Source organism: Geodermatophilaceae bacterium NBWT11, assembly GCA_014218215.1.
Taxonomy (GTDB): Bacteria; Actinomycetota; Actinomycetes; order Mycobacteriales; family Geodermatophilaceae; genus Klenkia.
On the sequence record CP043652.1, the window covers coordinates 1,553,508 to 1,568,884 of the forward strand.

The 15,377-nt window shown below is 73.8% G+C and carries 15 protein-coding genes; 7 read left to right on the top strand and 8 right to left on the bottom strand.

Features of this window, described 5'->3' with window-relative positions:
* Position 1: 1 nt before the first annotated feature.
* Positions 2-925 (bottom strand): alpha-ketoacid dehydrogenase subunit beta, encoded by a 924-nt coding sequence (locus tag F1C76_07445; GenBank protein ID QNG39082.1) that lies wholly within the window; start codon positions 923-925, stop codon positions 2-4.
* 47 nt (positions 926-972) lie between these two features.
* Complete coding sequence (pdhA, locus tag F1C76_07450; protein QNG39081.1) at positions 973-2,085, bottom strand: pyruvate dehydrogenase (acetyl-transferring) E1 component subunit alpha; 1,113 nt, start codon at positions 2,083-2,085, stop codon at positions 973-975.
* A 158-nt stretch (positions 2,086-2,243) separates the two neighbouring features.
* Here pdhA and F1C76_07455 point away from each other — a divergent pair, with 158 nt between their 5' ends.
* The 3 genes from F1C76_07455 to F1C76_07465 are packed head-to-tail and all read left to right on the top strand — an operon-like array spanning position 2,244 to position 4,831.
* On the top strand, positions 2,244-2,762 hold the full coding sequence (locus F1C76_07455) for an Lrp/AsnC family transcriptional regulator (protein ID QNG36444.1): 519 nt from the start codon (positions 2,244-2,246) through the stop codon (positions 2,760-2,762).
* A 21-nt stretch (positions 2,763-2,783) separates the two neighbouring features.
* Positions 2,784-4,274 (top strand): alpha/beta fold hydrolase, encoded by a 1,491-nt coding sequence (locus tag F1C76_07460; protein QNG36445.1) that lies wholly within the window; start codon positions 2,784-2,786, stop codon positions 4,272-4,274.
* 38 nt (positions 4,275-4,312) lie between these two features.
* A complete protein-coding gene (locus tag F1C76_07465; protein QNG36446.1) occupies positions 4,313-4,831 on the top strand; it encodes a hypothetical protein in 519 nt (172 codons plus the stop codon).
* Positions 4,832-4,889: 58 nt separating this feature from the next.
* Here the strand turns inward: F1C76_07465 and F1C76_07470 are convergent, their stop codons facing one another.
* From F1C76_07470 to F1C76_07480, 3 genes are all read right to left on the bottom strand, one after another.
* Positions 4,890-6,227, bottom strand: coding sequence for a beta-lactamase family protein (locus F1C76_07470; protein QNG36447.1), 1,338 nt, complete (start codon positions 6,225-6,227; stop codon positions 4,890-4,892).
* A gap of 10 nt (positions 6,228-6,237) precedes the next feature.
* A complete protein-coding gene (locus F1C76_07475; GenBank protein ID QNG36448.1) occupies positions 6,238-6,594 on the bottom strand; it encodes a DUF3817 domain-containing protein in 357 nt (118 codons plus the stop codon).
* A gap of 102 nt (positions 6,595-6,696) precedes the next feature.
* Positions 6,697-7,872, bottom strand: a complete 1,176-nt coding sequence (locus tag F1C76_07480) for an NlpC/P60 family protein (GenBank protein QNG36449.1) — start codon at positions 7,870-7,872, stop codon at positions 6,697-6,699.
* Positions 7,873-8,290: 418 nt separating this feature from the next.
* Between F1C76_07480 and F1C76_07485 the strand changes: the two genes are divergently transcribed.
* The 4 genes from F1C76_07485 to F1C76_07500 all read left to right on the top strand — a co-directional run bounded on the left by F1C76_07485 (position 8,291) and on the right by F1C76_07500 (position 11,985).
* A complete protein-coding gene (locus tag F1C76_07485) occupies positions 8,291-8,761 on the top strand; it encodes a hypothetical protein (protein QNG39083.1) in 471 nt (156 codons plus the stop codon).
* A gap of 4 nt (positions 8,762-8,765) precedes the next feature.
* Positions 8,766-9,224: a GNAT family N-acetyltransferase gene (locus tag F1C76_07490; protein QNG36450.1), complete on the top strand. Its 459-nt coding sequence runs from the start codon at positions 8,766-8,768 to the stop codon at positions 9,222-9,224.
* On the top strand, positions 9,221-10,732 hold the full coding sequence (locus tag F1C76_07495) for an NAD(P)/FAD-dependent oxidoreductase (GenBank protein ID QNG36451.1): 1,512 nt from the start codon (positions 9,221-9,223) through the stop codon (positions 10,730-10,732). The genes F1C76_07490 and F1C76_07495 overlap by 4 nt, the downstream gene beginning before the upstream one ends.
* 137 nt (positions 10,733-10,869) lie before the next feature.
* Positions 10,870-11,985, top strand: a complete 1,116-nt coding sequence (locus F1C76_07500; protein ID QNG36452.1) for an NDMA-dependent alcohol dehydrogenase — start codon at positions 10,870-10,872, stop codon at positions 11,983-11,985.
* A 9-nt stretch (positions 11,986-11,994) separates the two neighbouring features.
* Here F1C76_07500 and F1C76_07505 read toward each other — a convergent pair whose 3' ends face one another.
* From F1C76_07505 to F1C76_07515, 3 genes are read right to left on the bottom strand one after another with little or no spacing between them, the layout of a single operon-like run.
* Positions 11,995-12,921, bottom strand: coding sequence for a carbohydrate ABC transporter permease (locus F1C76_07505; protein QNG36453.1), 927 nt, complete (start codon positions 12,919-12,921; stop codon positions 11,995-11,997).
* A 7-nt stretch (positions 12,922-12,928) separates the two neighbouring features.
* A complete protein-coding gene (locus F1C76_07510; GenBank protein ID QNG36454.1) occupies positions 12,929-14,095 on the bottom strand; it encodes a sugar ABC transporter permease in 1,167 nt (388 codons plus the stop codon).
* Positions 14,092-15,330: an extracellular solute-binding protein gene (locus F1C76_07515; GenBank protein QNG36455.1), complete on the bottom strand. Its 1,239-nt coding sequence runs from the start codon at positions 15,328-15,330 to the stop codon at positions 14,092-14,094. The genes F1C76_07510 and F1C76_07515 overlap by 4 nt, the downstream gene beginning before the upstream one ends.
* Positions 15,331-15,377: the final 47 nt, after the last annotated feature.

Below are 15,377 nucleotides of genomic sequence, written 5' to 3' on the forward strand. Positions count from 1 at the left end.
CTCAGAACTCCATCGCTCGGTCGACCACGTCCAGCACCCGGTCCAGGTCGGGCAGGTACTCCTCCTCGAGCTTGGACGGCGGGTAGGTGACGTCGTAGCCACCGACCCGCAGCACCGGGGCCTCCAGGGAGTGGAAGCAGCTCTCGGTCACCCGGGTGGCGATCTCGGCGCCGAGCCCGAGGTTGGTCTGCGCCTCGTGGACGACGACGCAGCGCCCGGTGCGGCGCACCGACTCCTCGACCGGGCCCAGGTCCAGCGGGGAGAGCGTGCGCAGGTCGATCACCTCGATCGAGCGGCCCTCCTCCTCGGCGGCCTGCGCGGCCTGCAGGGCCGTCTTCACCATCGGGCCGTAGGCCAGCAGGGTCAGGTCGTCGCCGGCCCGGACCACGCGGGAGGTGAACAGCGGCGGCGGGGCGACGTCGAGGTCGACGTCGGCCTTGTCCCAGTACCGGCGCTTGGGCTCGAAGAACACCACCGGGTCGGGGCAGGCGATGGCCTGCTGCAGCATCCAGTAGGCGTCGGCCGGGTTCGACACCGCGACCACCTTGAGGCCGGTGGTGTGCGCGAAGTAGGCCTCGGGGCTCTCGCTGTGGTGCTCGACCGCGCCGATGCCCCCGCCGAACGGGATCCGGATGGTGATCGGCATGGGCAGCCGGCCGCGGGAACGGGCGTGGATCTTGGCGACCTGGGTGACGATCTGGTTGTAGGCGGGGAAGACGAATCCGTCGAACTGGATCTCGCAGACCGGCCGGTAGCCGCGCATCGCCAGGCCCACCGCGGTGCCGATGATGCCGGCCTCGGCGAGCGGGGTGTCCACCACGCGCGCCTCGCCGAAGTCCTTCTGCAGGCCGTCGGTGATCCGGAAGACCCCGCCCAGCTTGCCGATGTCCTCGCCCATGAGCACGACCTTCGGGTCGTCCTCCATGGCCTTGCGCAGGCCGGTGTTGAGGGCCTTGCCCAGCGTCAGGGTGGTCACTGCTCGAACCCCTCGTGGTAGCTGAGGAACTCCGCGCGCTGCGCGGCGATCTCCTCGGTCTGCTCGGCGTAGACGTGGTCGAACATGTCGGTGCCGGCCGGGTCGGGCATCTCCAGCGTGCCCTTCCGGATCCGGACGGCGAGCTCGTCGCCCTCGGCGTCGACGGCGGCGAAGAACTCCGGCCCGGCCTTGCCGGACCGGGACAGGTGCGCCTTCAGGCGGGCGATCGGGTCACGCAGCTTCCACTCCTCCAGCTCCCCGGCCAGCCGGTAGCGGGTGGGGTCGTCGGATGTGGTGTGCGCACCCATCCGGTAGGTGAACGCCTCGATGAACGTGGGCCCGGAGCCCTCCCGGGCGCGGGCCAGCGCGGCGCGGGTCACGGCGAGGACGGCGAGGACGTCGTTGCCGTCCACCCGGACGCCGGGGAAGCCGAACCCCGCGGCGCGCTGGAACAGCGGCACCCGCGACTGGCGCTCGATCGGCACGCTGATCGCGTACTGGTTGTTCTGGCAGAAGAACACCACCGGGGCGGAGAAGGTCGCGGCCCAGATGAAGGACTCGTTGACCTCGCCCTGGCTGGTCGCGCCGTCGCCCAGGAAGGCCAGCGCGGCGGCCTCGGCGTCGTCGCGCTGTATGCCCATCGCGTAGCCCGTGGCGTGCAGGCACTGCGCGCCGATGACCACGGTGTAGAGGTTGAACCGGCGGGCCACCGGGTCCCAGCCGCCGAGGTCGTTGCCGCGGAACAGGCTGATCACGTGCAGCGGGTCGACGTCGCGGGTCCAGGCCACGCCGTGCTCGCGGTAGGTCGGGAACGCCATGTCCCCGGTCCCCATGGCCCGGCCGGCGCCGACCTGGGCGGCCTCCTGGCCCAGCAGCGAGGCCCAGATGCCCAGCTCGCCCTGGCGCTGCAGGGCGGTGGCCTCGACGTCCCAGCGGCGCACCAGGGCCATGTCCCGGTACAGGGAGCACAGCTCCTCGTCGGTGACGTCCAGGGCGTAGTCGGGGTGCTCGACGCGCTCGCCCTCCGGCGTCAGGAGCTGCACGAGGTCGGGCTGGGCGGGCAGGTGCGGCTCGCCGGCCCCCGGGACGGGGTCGACGATCTCCTGCATCTCGGGTGCTGCGGTCACGACTTCTCCTCGCCGTCTCCCCCGCCCCCGGGATCCCCGTGGGCACGGTCGGTGGACGTCTCACGGCACCGTGCAGCGCCGTGTGCAGCACATCACTGCCGGATCGGAGTGCGCAAGGGGGGTCGTTCGGATTGAGCAGGATGCTCGGTCAGCCCCCGTTGTGGCGTGGCACACTGAGCACCGTGCCCGGCATCGACGCCACCGACGCCCGTCTCCTGCTCGCCCTCTCCGAGGACCCACGGGCGACGGTGATGGCGCTGTCCGCCCAGCTCGGGCTGGCCCGCAACACCGTGCAGGCCCGGCTGGCGCGCCTGGAGTCCGGCGGGGTGCTGGACCCCTTCGAGCGGCGCGTCCGCCCCGAGGCGCTGGGCTACCGGCTGGGCGCCTACGTGACCGTCACGGTCACCCAGACCTCGCTCGCCGAGGTCAGCGCGGGCCTGGCCGACATCCCCGAGGTGCTCGAGGTGACCGGGCTGTCCGGTGTGGCCGACCTGCTCGTCCAGGTGGTCGCCGTCGACGCCGACGACCTCTGGCGGATCAGCGAGCAGGTGCTGGCCATCCCGGGCGTGCAGCGCACCGACACCAACCTGGCACTGCGCCGGTTCGTCGACCACCGGATGACCCCGCTCCTCCGCCGCGCCGCGGGCCTGGACGGCTGACCTGCACCGTTAAGGTGCGCCGTGCGTCCGCTGCGTGTCCTGCTCCCCGCCCTGCTGCTGCTCACCGGGTGTGCCACCTGGTCGCAGCCCGCGGCCCCGGTGACCGTGGTGTCCGAGGAGCCCTGCGCGGACGCCGAGGGCTTCAGCTGCGTGACCCTCGCCGTCCCCACCGACCACTTCGCGGTCGACAGCCCGACGTGGGACGTCACCTTCGCCGTCCACCGGGCCGAGCAGGAGTCGCGCGGGGTGTTCGTGACCGCGACCGGCGGGCCGGGTTCCAGCGGCATCGCCCTCGCCACGGACTACACCGACGCCATGCCCGCGGAGATCACCGACTCCTTCGACGTCGTCTTCTTCGACCAGCGCGGCATCGGGCTCTCCCAGCCCTTCCGGTGCGACGACACCGTCGCCGCGGACACCAGCGCGGGCGTGGACAGCTCGTCGTCCCCGGAGGAGCGGGACGCCTTCGCCGAGGCCGCCACCGCGTTCGGGGAGGACTGCTTCGCCGAGGCCGGCGTGGACCCGGCCGAGGCCGCCCGCTACGACACCCGGCAGGCGGTGGAGGACCTGGAGCTGTTCCGCCGGTGGCTGGGCGCGGACACCCTGACGCTCTACGGGGAGAGCTACGGCACGCAGTACGTGCAGACCTACGCCGACGCTCACCCCGAGCACGTCGACGGGCTCGTGCTCGACGGCGTGGTGGACCTGAGCACCGAGGTCGAGGACTTCTACACCGAGGCGGCGCAGGCCTACAGCGACGCGTTGACCGCGACCCTGTTGGCCTGCGACGAGCAGCGCCGCTGCGCCGACGAGGCCCCGGGTGACTCGCTCGCCGGCTACGACCAGCTGGCCGAGCAGCTGGCCGCCGAGCCCGTCGATCTGGGGGACGGCGAGGAGTTCGGGCTGGACGGGCTGCAGGCCGCGGCCTTCGCATCGGTGAGCGACCCCTTCTCCCGCACCGCGCTGCAGGAGGCGCTCAACGAGGGGCTGGCCGGGGAGTTCGGGTCGCTGGCGACCCTGGCCGCGCCGTACCCGGTCGACGACTCGTTCTCCGACGCCCTCTTCCTGGCCGTGGAGTGCCAGGACTTCGACTTCGTGCCCCGCGGGGGCGACGGACGCGCCGAGCTGGACGACTGGCTGGACACCGCCGCCGAGATCGGCGCGGACGGGATGCGGCTGGGCGCGGTGTTCTACGACCTGAGCTGCCTGTTCTGGCCAGGCGTCGCCGACACCGCGGACTTCGACCGGCCGGCGCCGGTGACCGATCCGGCCTACCCGCTGCTCGTGCTCACCGCCGACACCGACCCGAACACCCCGACCCAGAACGCGCTGCGGGTCTACAGCCGCGTGCTCGACGACGCCTCGCTGGTCACCCAGCAGGGCGGTCCGCACGTGCTCTTCGGCCGCGGGGTCTCCTGCGTGGACGACCTGGTGGCCGACTTCGTCGCCGACGGCACCCCGCCGCCGACCGAGGTGACCATCTGCGCCGGTGACGTGTCCGACCCCTACTGACCGTTTCCGACCCCGCGGACGGCGGGTAGCTGCCGCCCATGGCAAAGCAGACCCCCCTGGGTGCGTTCGGCAAGGGCAAGCGCGGCATCTCCACCGGCGGGTGGCTGGTCCGCGGCGCGGCCGCCGGCGCGACCGGCACGACCGTGCTGAACACGGTGACCTTCCTGGACATGACCGCCCGCGGCCGCGGCACGAGCTCCACCCCCGAGCAGACGGTGGAGAAGCTGGCCGAGAAGGCGCACGTGGAGATCCCCGGCGAGGGCGACACCCGCGACAACCGGGTCTCCGGCCTCGGCCCGCTGACCGGGATCGTCGCCGGCGTCGGCGTGGGCGCCCTGGCCGGGCTGGCCCGGGCCCTGGGCTTCCGGCCGAACCCGCTGGTCGGCGGTCTCGTCGCCGGCGTCGGCGCGCTGGTCGCGGCCAACGGCCCGATGGCGGCCCTGGGCATCAGCGACCCGCGCACCTGGTCGGCCACCGACTGGGCGGCCGACGTCGTCCCGCACCTGGCCTACGGCTTCGCCACCCACTCCACCCTGGCGGCCCTCGACCGCGCCTGACCCCTGCTGCACGAAGCGCCCTTCTCGTCAGGTCTCCTGACGGGGAGGGCGTTTCTCGTCAGGGGGTGGGGGTCCAGCCGCGCTCGTCGACGCCGCCGGGGACGGGGGCGGCGGGGTCGTAGGGCTGACGGGTGAAGGTGAAGGTCGCCAGGTCGAGGTGGTCGGCGGCGATCCGCAGGGTCTCCCCCGCGTAGTAGCCGTCCAGGCCGACCCACGAGCCGTCGGGACGACGGGCGAACCGGCTGGCCCGGCCCCCCCGCCCGGGCAGCGGGCCCAGGTGCAGCAGCCCGCCGGACTGGGCGCGCAGCACGTGCGGCGTCGGGCCCCAGAACCACAGGCCCAGGTCGGTCAGCGGCACCGGCGGGGCCTCCGGTGTCCAGGCCTCGACCACCCGGGGCTCGGCGGCCCGCAGGTCGGCCAGCAGCCCGGGCACGAGCGGGTCCAGGCCGCTCGTGGTGTTGGCCAGCATCACCGCTCCGGTCTGCTCGGCGCGGTCCACGAACACCCCGGCGAGGAAGCCGGGCATCGAACCGCCGTGTCCGACCAGCGTCGCGCCGTCGGCCCGGAGGACCTGCAGACCCAGCCCGTAGGCCGACCACCCGGCCGACGAGGAGTCCACCCCGGCCGGCTCGCTCATCTCGGCCAGCGTCGCCGGGGAGAGCACGTCACCGGTGTCACCGAGCAGGAAGGCCGCGAACCGGCCCAGGTCGGTCAGCGTGGCCCAGAGCTGGCCGGCGGCGTCCATGACGCCGGCGTCGTGCTCGGGCTCGGGCAGGACGACGTCGGCCCACGGGTGCACCGCGCCGCCCCGGGCGGCGACGCCGGAGGGGCGCGGCGTCGTCCGACTCATCCCCAGGGGGCCGAGCACCTCCGCGGTGACGGCCTCGGCCCAGGACGTCCCGCGGTGCCGGGCGACGAGCTCGCCGAGCAGGCCGAAGCCGAGGTTGGAGTAGTGGAAGCGGCGGGCCGCACCGAGCACCACGTGCTCGGGGGCCAGCGCGAGGTCCTCCAACGACCCGCCGGGGACCCGCTCCCACCACCCGCCGGGGCTCTCGCTGGAGGCCCCGGCCAGGTGCGAGAGCAGCTGGCCGACCGTGCGGTCACCGAACGGGGTGCCGGGGACGTGCGCCTCCAGCGGGTCGTCCAGGCCGAGCCGGCCCTCGTCGCGCAGCCGCATGACCACGACGGCGGTGACGGTCTTGCTGATGGAGCCGAGCCGGTACTGCACGTCGGTGTGCGGGTCGGCGACGTCCCCGCGGCCGGCCGACCACGCCAGCCCGCCGTCCCGGACGACACCGGCGACCAGGCTGGGGGCCCGCCCGTCGCGCTGCACCCGGGCGGTGCGGGCCAGCAGGGCGCGGGCCGTGGTGGGTGCGACGGGGGTGGGCTCGACCATGTCCCGCAGGCTAGCCAGCCGTGCGCGCGACGGTCTCCCCGAGCGGCAGCCGGCCGGTGCGGGCGGCCCAGCGCTCGAACCAGATCGTGGTGAACGGCGGGACCGAGGCGATCAGCGCCAGCGCCGCGGTCCGGAGGTCCCAGCGCAGGACCCGCCAGGCCAGGAACGACACCGCGACGTAGCCGACGAAGACCGCGCCGTGGATCGGCCCGGCCACCTGGACGCCGACCTCGGAGGTGCCCAGCACCCACTTGACGAACATGCCGGCCAGCAGCAGCGCCCAGGTCACCGCCTCGGCCAACGCGACGACGCGGAAGAGGCGGGCAACGGTGCGGGGCTCGGTCAGGGCGCTCACGACAGGTCCCAACGGCGCGCAGCCCGGGAGGGTCCCCGGGTGTGACCGACCTCCCGACAGCACACCGCCCCGGTCACCATCAGGTGACCGGGGCGGTGAGAGGTGTCGGCTGGGTCAGCCGGCGAGACGACGCATCGCGGTGATGGAGCCCATCGTGTCGATGCTGGCGACCTTGACGACGTCACCCGAGGTGGGCGCGTGCACCATCTGGCCGTTGCCGATGTAGATGCCGATGTGGCTGACCGGGCTGTAGAACGCGATCAGGTCACCGGGCTGCAGGTCGGCGCGGGAGACGGCCTGGCCCATCGAGGCCTGCATCCGCGAGGAGTGCGGCAGCGAGATGCCGGCGGCGGCGTAGGCGTACTGCACCAGGCCCGAGCAGTCGAAGCTGTTCGGCCCGGAGGCGGCCCACACGTACGGGTCGCCGCGCTGCGCCATGGCGGTGTCGACCGCGATCTGCGCGGCGGCGCTGTTGGCGGTCACCGCACTGCCGCCGGACGCCGAGGAGCTGGCGGCCGGGGCACTGGCCGAGCTGCTCGAGGACGACGACGAGGTCGAGGACGACGCACTGCTCTCGGTGGTGGCCGGGGCAGCTGCGGCGGCGGCCGCGGCAGCAGCAGCCGCGGCGGCGGCGGCGGCCTGCTCCTGGGCCGACAGCGCGGCGTACTCGGCCTGGTACTCGGCGATCTGCGCGTTCAGGGACTCCTGCTGGGCGGTCACGCTGTCCAGCTGGGCCTGGGCGTCGGCCGCGGTCTGCTGCGCGGCGGCCTGGGCCTGCGCGGCGGTGTCGTTGGCGGCCTGCGCCGAGGTGAGCACGTCGGTGTTGTGGGCGCCGAGGACGTCGAGGGTGGAGACCCGGTCGACGAACTCGCTGGCCGACCCGCTGGTCAGCATCGCCTGCAGCGAGCCGAGCTGGGTGTCACCGGTGTAGGCGGTGCGCGCCACGCTGGTGACCGACTGCTGGGCCTGGCTGTAGGCGCTCTGCGCGGCCGCGGCGTCGGCGGCGGCCTGGTCGGCGGCGGCCTGGTCGAGCAGGAGCTCTTCCCGGGCGGTGTTGAAGTCCTCGGTGACGACCTCGAGCTCGTGGCCCTTGTCGGCGATGAGCTGGGCGGCCTCGGCGGCGGTGGTCGGCTCGGCCGGGGCGGACGAGGTGCTCGGCGCGTCCGTGGTGTCCGGTGCGGCGAGGGCCGGCGTGGAGGTCAGGACGACCCCGGCAGCGGCGAGGAGGGTGATCGCAGCGCGACGCCCCCGGAGGGCGGGGCGACGCGCGGGCATGCTGGAACTCGCCATGTGCGGCGGGTGGTCCTTTCTTCCAACGAGCCGCCTACCGGGTTAGCTGACGGATTCGGACGGGAAGTTCGCCCGGCACGTCGACCCTGGGTGGGTCGGTGCGTGCTTCACCCCAGTGCTGCGGTGGGTCCCCGGTCCGCTGCTCCTCGGTGCGCAGCGGGGGCTGCGCGGTGGTGCCGGTGGTGCTCACGAGGGGCGTGCGGTTCGGCGGCGTCCGGTCGGTGTCACCCAGGGGAGGCGACGGAACGATCCGTCCGGACGGGCCGACGGTAGGTGCGTAATACGTTCGTGACAACCGCCGAGACCCCTTTTGTGGACTTCCGCACCCGGGTCCGGTGAACACGCTCACAACGGGTGAGGAGGTGCCTCCGTGCAGGGACTGGCGCGCCGCGAGTTCTGCCTCGTGCTGCTCCGCCGGATGGCCGACGTGCGGCCCGACCTCGTCGCTGCCGCACTGCCCCGGCTGGGCGCCACCCGGGCGCAGGCGCACGCCGCGCACACCCGGTGGCAGACGCTGCAGCACTCGGCCCGGCGGGGTGACCGGCACGCCGCGGTGCTCGGCCCGCCGGAGAGCACCGCCGCGCGTCCCTGGGGGGACCTCGAGCTCGTGGTCCGGCAGTGGGTGCTCCCGTTGTGGCCGACGCTGCGCTGGGAGGTCGTGTCCGGGCCGGGCGGGCAGGTGCTCCGCGAGCAGCTGGTGCGGGGCCCCGACTCCCCCGCGCCGTCCGGCCTCCTCGTGTGGGAGCACGTGCTCGACGACGCCGCCGCGGTGGAGGGCGCCGTCCTCGATCCCCCCGACGTCCCCACCCGGGACGTGGTGGCCCTGCCCGACGGCACCCGGGCGCTCTTCGTCTGGGGGCTGCTGCAGCGGGTCGACCGGGCAGGATGACCGGGTGCCGACGCTGACCGCCACCACCTGGGCCGACCCCCGGGTGCAGGCCCTGTCCGACGCCCAGCAGGCCGAGCTGCGCGAGCGGTACGACGGCCGGGGCGAGTCCGGCACCCCGCCCACGGCCGAGGACGTCGCGGTGGTCCTGCTGCTGAGCGAGGACGACGGGACCCCGGTCGGCTGCGGGGCGCTGCGCCCGCTGGAGCCCGGTACGGCCGAGCTGAAGCGGATGTACGTCGTCCCCGCCGCCCGGGGTCGTGGGCTGTCCCGGCTGGTGCTCACCGGGCTCGAGGCGACCGCCGCCGAGCGCGGGTGGCACACGCTGCGCCTGGAGACCGGCCCGCTGCAGCACGAGGCGATCGCGCTCTACGAGCGGTCGGGCTACCGGCCCATCGAGGCCTTCGGCCACTACCTGGACGAGCCCGACGAGTGGTCCCGCTACTACGAGAAGGAGCTGCCGTGACCGCCGCCCGGTACGACGTCGTGGTCGTGGGGGGCGGGCACAACGGCCTGGTCGCCGCTGCCTACCTGGCCCGCGCGGGCCGCTCGGTGCTGGTGCTGGAACGCCGGGCCGGTCTGGGCGGGGCGGCGGTCAGCGAGCAGGTGTTCCCCGGGGTCGACGTCCGGCTCTCGGCCTACAGCTACCTGGTCAGCCTGCTGCCCGACCGGATCGCCGCCGACCTGGACCTCGGCCTCACCCTGGCCGACCGGTCGGTGCACTCCGCGACCCTGCTCGGTGACCGGGCGCTGCTGGTGGAGCCGGACTCCTTCCGGGCACTCACCGGCTCCGACGCCGAGTGGGCCGGCTGGCAGCGCCTCTACGGCCGGCTGACCACGCTGGCCGAGGACCTCTCCCCCACCCTCGTCGAGCCGCTGCCGACCCGGGCGGAGCTGGAGTCCCGGCTGCGCGACCCCCAGCTCTACCGCGACCTGGTCGAGCGCCCGCTCGCCGACGTCGTCGCCGACCACCTCGACCACGACGTCACCCGCGGCGTCGCGCTCACCGACGGGCTGATCGGGACCTTCGCCGACGTGCACGCCGCCGACGGCCTCGCCGGGCGCTGCTTCCTCTACCACCTCGTCGGCAACGGGACCGGCCTCTGGCGGGTGCCGGTCGGCGGCATGGGCGCGGTCAGCGGCGCGATGGCCGCCTCCGCCCGCCGGGCCGGCGCCGAGTTCGCCACCCGGGCGACGGTCACCGCCGTCGAGACCCGGGACGACGGGGCGACCGTGCACTGGACCGACGACGACGGGACCACGCACGCCGCGGACGCCGGGCACGTGGTCGCCGGCTGCGCCCCCGCGGTGCTCGACGAGCTGACCGGGGCCGCGCCCGCACCCCGCCCGGCCGGCGCCCAGCTCAAGGTCAACACGGTGCTCACCCGGCTCCCCCGGCTGCGCTCCGGCCTGGACCCCGCGGTGGCCTTCGGGGGCACCTGCCACGTCGACGAGGCAGCGACCCAGATCGACGCCGCGTACGCGCAGGCCGCTGCCGGTGCGATGCCCGACCTCATCCCGTTCGAGGTCTACTGCCACTCCCTCACCGACCCCTCGATCGTCGGCGACACCGGGCTGCACACGCTCACCGTGTTCGGGCTGCACACCCCGGCCGACCTGTTCACCGCCGACCCGGTGGGCACCCGGGACGAGGCCGTGCGCCGGGTCGTCGCGCAGCTCGACGCCCAGCTGGCCGAGCCACTGGCCGACGTGCTCGCCACCGACGCCGAGGGCCGGCCGTGCCTGCAGGCGTCGTCCCCGCTGGACGTGGAGGCCTCCCTCGCCATGCCGGGCGGGCACATCTTCCACGGCGACCTGGCCTGGCCGGTCGCCACCGAGGCCCAGCCCGCAGGCACCTGGGGCGCGGCCACCGGGCACCCCCGGGTCGTCGCGGCGTCGTCCGGCGGCACCGTGCGCGGCGGGGCCGTCAGCGGCCTGGGCGGGTACGCCGCCGCCCGGCACCTCCTCGGCTGACCCTCCCCCGCCCGCGGCGTTGATCAGGGTCGACGACCAGAGTGCGTCCTCCTCCACCGACGCCGGTGGCTGAGGACGCACGGTGGTCGTCCCAGCTGATCGACGCCGCGGGGGGCGGGGCTGTTAGACACAGCCCCGTGGAGACGACCGGCGCGGTGCTGCGTGGCGAGGGCGGACAGTACGAGCTCGTGACCCTGGAGGTCGGCGATCCCGGGCCGGGCGAGGTGCTGGTCGAGATGGCCTACGCCGGGCTCTGCCACTCCGACGAGCACCTGCGGCACGCCAACGCCGGTGGCCGGTACCCGATCGTCGGCGGGCACGAGGGGTCCGGCGTCGTCCTGGCGGTGGGGCCGGGCGTGAGCCGGGTGGCCCCCGGGGACCACGTCGTCGCCAGCTTCCTGCCGGCCTGCGGGATCTGCCGCTGGTGCGAGTCGGGCCGGTCCAACCTGTGCGACCTGGGCGCCACCATCGCCACCGGTCAGCTGCCCACCGGCACCTGGCCCTTCCGGCTGGACGGCGAACCGCTCGGCGGGTTCTGCATGGTCGGCGCGTTCGCCCGGCACTCGCTGCTGAGCGAGGCCTCCTGCATCCGGATCGACCCCTGGCTGCCGCTGGACACCGCGGCCCTGATGGCCTGCAGCGTGCCCACCGGTTGGGGCTCGGCGGTCTACGCCGGCGGCACCCAGCCCGGGGACACCGTCGTCGTGGTCGGCTGCGGCGGGGTGGGTGCCAACGCGGTGCAGGGCGCGGTGCACGCCGGCGCCTCGCACGTCATCGCCGTCGACCCGGTCGCCTTCCGCCGCGAGTTCGCCCAGTCCGTCGGGGCCACCCACGCCCTCGAGGACACCCGGTCGGCGTCGAAGCTCGCCCGCGAGCTCACCCGGGGCAACGGCGCGGACGTCGTCGTCCTCACCGTGGGCGCCCTGGACGCCGACACCACCCGCAGCGCCGTCCGCTGCCTGGGCAAGGGCGCCACCCTCGTGCTCACCGCGCTCGCCGACCTCGGCACCGACGTCACCGTCGCGCTGATGGGCAACGGGCTGACCGTCTACGAGCAGCGGGTGCAGGGCGCGCTGTTCGGCAGCTGCAACGCCCACCGCGACGTGCCGATGCTCCTGCGGATGGCCCAGGAGGGGAAGCTCGAGCTCGACCGGATGATCACCCGCCGGTACTCCCTGGACCAGCTCGGCCAGGGCTTCGCCCACCAGGCGGCCGGTGAGACGATTCGCGGCCTGCTCGTGCACGCCGACTGAGCGCCCGGGTCAGCCCTTGACGCCGCCCTCGTTGGCGCCGGCGACGAAGTAGCGCTGGAAGACGAAGAACACGATCGCGACCGGGATGGTCATCAGGAGCGCCGCACCCAGGGTCAGCGGGAACTGGTTGCCCGAGCCCAGCTGGCCGGTGGTGAGCGTCGCGACGCCCTTGGTGAGGGTGTAGAGGTCGCGGTCCTGGCTGGCGACGATGAAGTGCGGCAGCTCGTTCCAGGAGGCCTGGAAGCTCAGGATCGTCAGGGTGATCAGCGCGGGCCGGGCCATCGGCAGCACCACCGACCAGAACACCCGGAAGGTGCTGGCGCCGTCGATCCGGGCGGCCTCCTCGATGGAGGCCGGCACCGACTCGAAGAACTGCTTCATGATGAAGACGCCGGCGGCATCGGCGACCAGCGGCAGGAACAGCGCCACCGGGGTGTCGTAGATGCCGAGCTGGTTGAGCACCAGGAACTTCGGGATGAGCAGCACGACGCTGGGCACGGCCATGACCGCCAGGACGGCGGTGAACAGCGCCGACCGACCGCGGAAGCGCAGCCGGGCCAGCGCGTAGCCGGCCAGCGAGCAGAGGAACACCCGCCCGGCGGTGACCAGCACCGCGACCCACACCGAGTTGAACGCCCACAGCGGGAACTGGGTGTCGAACAGCCGGCTGAACGCCGCGGTGGTGACCGGGTCGGGCAGCAGGGTCAGCGGGGAGTTGGTCGCGTCGGTGTCGGTCTTGAACGACGTGACGATCTGGATGAGGAACGGGTACAGGTAGACGATCGAGAAGAAGACCAGGACGACGTAGGCCAGGAAGCGGCCGATCTGCCGGCCCGGTCCGCGGCCGGTGCTCGGGCGGGCCGGCGGGCTGGTGCCGTCGGCGGAGGTGGGCAGGCCCGCGGCGTTGCCCGGCGTGGTCGGGATCGTGGTGGTCATCGTCGCCTCACCGGCCGGCGTGGAAGAAGGTGGTGCGCGAGGAGGACGACCGGCGGCGCTGGGCGGCCCTGGCCGCCTTCTTCTCCGCGATCGCGTCCTTGTCGCGCATGACGTAGCGCTGGACCGTGGTGAGCACGACGATGATCGCGAACAGCACGAACGACATCGCCGCGGCCCGGCCCCACTGCCCGGTCTCGAAGGCCGAGGTGTAGCTCAGGTAGGCCGGGGTCAGGGTCGTCTTGGCCGGGTTGCCCTGGCTGATCAGGTACACCTGGTCGAACACCTGCCAGGTGCCGATCAGCCCCAGCGTCGTCACCAGGAACAGCGTGGGCCGCAGCGCCGGCAGCGTGACGTTGCGGAACCGCTGCCAGGCGTTGGCACCGTCCATCCGGGCGGCCTCCTGGACGTCGGCGGGCACGTCCTGCAGCGCGGCCAGGAACATCAGCATGTAGCCACCGGCCGAGGTCCAGACCACCAGCAGGATCAGCGCGGCGAGCGCGATCGAGGGGCCGGACAGCCAGTCCCACCAGGAGAGCCCGAGCGGGCCGCCGTCGGTGAGGGCGGCCGGCGGGTTCGAGGCGTCCCAGAGCCCGAGACCGTCGCCGGCCAGGTGCAGCAGCCCGCGGGGGTCGCTGAACCAGTTGGGCCCGTCGATGCCGACCAGGCCCAGCAGGCCGTTGACCGCGCCGCCGCCGGTGAACAGGAAGATGAAGACCAGGCTGATGGCGACCGAGCTGGTGACGGTGGGGAAGTAGAACGCCGTCCGGAAGAAGCTCTTGGCCCGGATCTTGCTGTTGAGCACCAGCGCCAGGCCCAGCGCGATCGCCGTCTGCAGCGGGACGACGAACACCACGTACCAGGCGTTGTTGCGCAGCGAGGTCATGAAGTCCTGCCGCGGCAGGCCGGGCTCGGTGAGAATCGTGGCGTAGTTGTCGAAGCCGACGAACCCGACCCCGGTGCTGAACGGCGAGCCGCGGCCGCGCCAGTCGGTGAGGCTGACCCAGAACGCCATCAGGATCGGGATGAGCACGAAGAGCCCGACGAGCACGACCTGCGGGGCGCTGAACGCCCAGCCGGCGGCGTTCTGGCCCGACGAGCGCTTCGAGCGGGTGCGCCCCGGCTCCCGCACGGGGCTCGTCGCGAGGCCCCCCGCGGGAGCCGGGACGGCGGTCATCCGACGATCGCCTGCTCGAGGTTGGTCTGGGTGGACTCCAGGATCGCCTGCGGGTCGCCGGTGGCCAGGCCGCCGAGCTGGCTGTCGAAGTCGATCAGCACCTGCTCCACGCCGGGGGCGTTGACCGGGCCCTGGGCGAACTCGGCGCCGTCGACGTAGGCCTGCCGCTCGGGGAACTGCTCGAGGTAGGCATCGGCCAGGGACTGCCGGGAGGGCAGCACACCGGTGTCCTGGGTCAGCGCGGTCATCGCGTCCGCGCTGGTCAGGTAGGTGGCCAGGTCGACCGCGGCGTCCTGCGCGTCGCTGTCGGCAGCGACCGCCAGGCAGTTGGTGAAGGACAGGGTGCCGGCGCCGCCGGGGCCCTCGGGCAGCGGGACGACGGTGTAGCCGACGTCGGGGTAGTCGGCTTCCATCGCACCGACCAGCCAGTTGCCCTCGATGGTCATCGCGGCCTTGCCGGTGCCGAAGGCCTCGCCGCCCCAGCCCGCGTCGACCGCGCTCGGGTAGGCGAAGGAGCCCGCGGCCAGGTTCTCCTGCACGTACTGCAGCGCCTCGAGGTTCTCCGGGCTGTCGGTGGTGACCTCGCTGCCGTCCTCGTTGAGGAACCAGCCCCCGGCCTGGGTCATGAAGGCCCCGACCCGGTCCCGGGTGTCGCCGATGACCAGGCCGGTCTGCCCGCCGGTGGTGAGCGTCTGGGCGACCGTGGACAGCTCCTCCCACGTGGTCGGGTAGTCGGCCTCGGTGAGCCCGGCGGCCGACCACGCGGCGTCGTTGATCTCCAGGGCGAGGGTGGAGAAGTCCTTGGGCAGGCAGTACTGGGTGCCGTCGTAGGTGAACGCGTCGACCAGGTTCGGGTAGAAGTCGTCGAGGTCGTCGACCTGGTCCAGGTAGGGGTACAGGTTGCCGGCGTCGGCCTGGTCGGCCAGTCGGCTGGCGTCGAGGTAGAACACGTCGGGCGGGTTGCCGCCGGCGAAGCCCTGGGCGAGCTCCTGGGAGAGGTCGGCGGCGACCTGCAGGTCCACGGTGTTGCCCGACTCCTGCTCGTAGGCGTCCACCTGGGCCTGCACGGCCTGGGTCTCGGCGTCCCCGGAGCTGGCGATGAGCATGGTGAGCGAGGCGCTGCCGGAGTCCTGCTGCTCGGCGGAGTCGTCGAACCCGCCACCGCAGGCGGCGGCCAGGCTCAGGGTGGCGACGGCGACGGCCGCCTGCGCGGACCGGCGGATGGGGTGTCTCACTCGGGGGTTCCTCCTCGTCGAGGGGCCGGCGGCATCGGTGCCGCCGG

Bases quoted from the DNA above. Each gene is read 5' to 3' on its own strand.
- F1C76_07445 (QNG39082.1), bottom strand. From the start codon at position 925: ATGGAGGACGACCCGAAGGTCGTGCTCATGGGCGAGGACATCGGCAAG.
- pdhA (QNG39081.1), bottom strand. From the start codon at position 2,085: ATGCAGGAGATCGTCGACCCCGTCCCGGGGGCCGGCGAGCCGCACCTG.
- F1C76_07455 (QNG36444.1), top strand. From the start codon at position 2,244: ATGCTCGGTCAGCCCCCGTTGTGGCGTGGCACACTGAGCACCGTGCCC.
- F1C76_07465 (QNG36446.1), top strand. From the start codon at position 4,313: ATGGCAAAGCAGACCCCCCTGGGTGCGTTCGGCAAGGGCAAGCGCGGC.
- F1C76_07470 (QNG36447.1), bottom strand. From the start codon at position 6,227: ATGGTCGAGCCCACCCCCGTCGCACCCACCACGGCCCGCGCCCTGCTG.
- F1C76_07480 (QNG36449.1), bottom strand. From the start codon at position 7,872: ATGGCGAGTTCCAGCATGCCCGCGCGTCGCCCCGCCCTCCGGGGGCGT.
- F1C76_07485 (QNG39083.1), top strand. From the start codon at position 8,291: ATGGCCGACGTGCGGCCCGACCTCGTCGCTGCCGCACTGCCCCGGCTG.
- F1C76_07505 (QNG36453.1), bottom strand. From the start codon at position 12,921: ATGACCACCACGATCCCGACCACGCCGGGCAACGCCGCGGGCCTGCCC.
- F1C76_07510 (QNG36454.1), bottom strand. From the start codon at position 14,095: ATGACCGCCGTCCCGGCTCCCGCGGGGGGCCTCGCGACGAGCCCCGTG.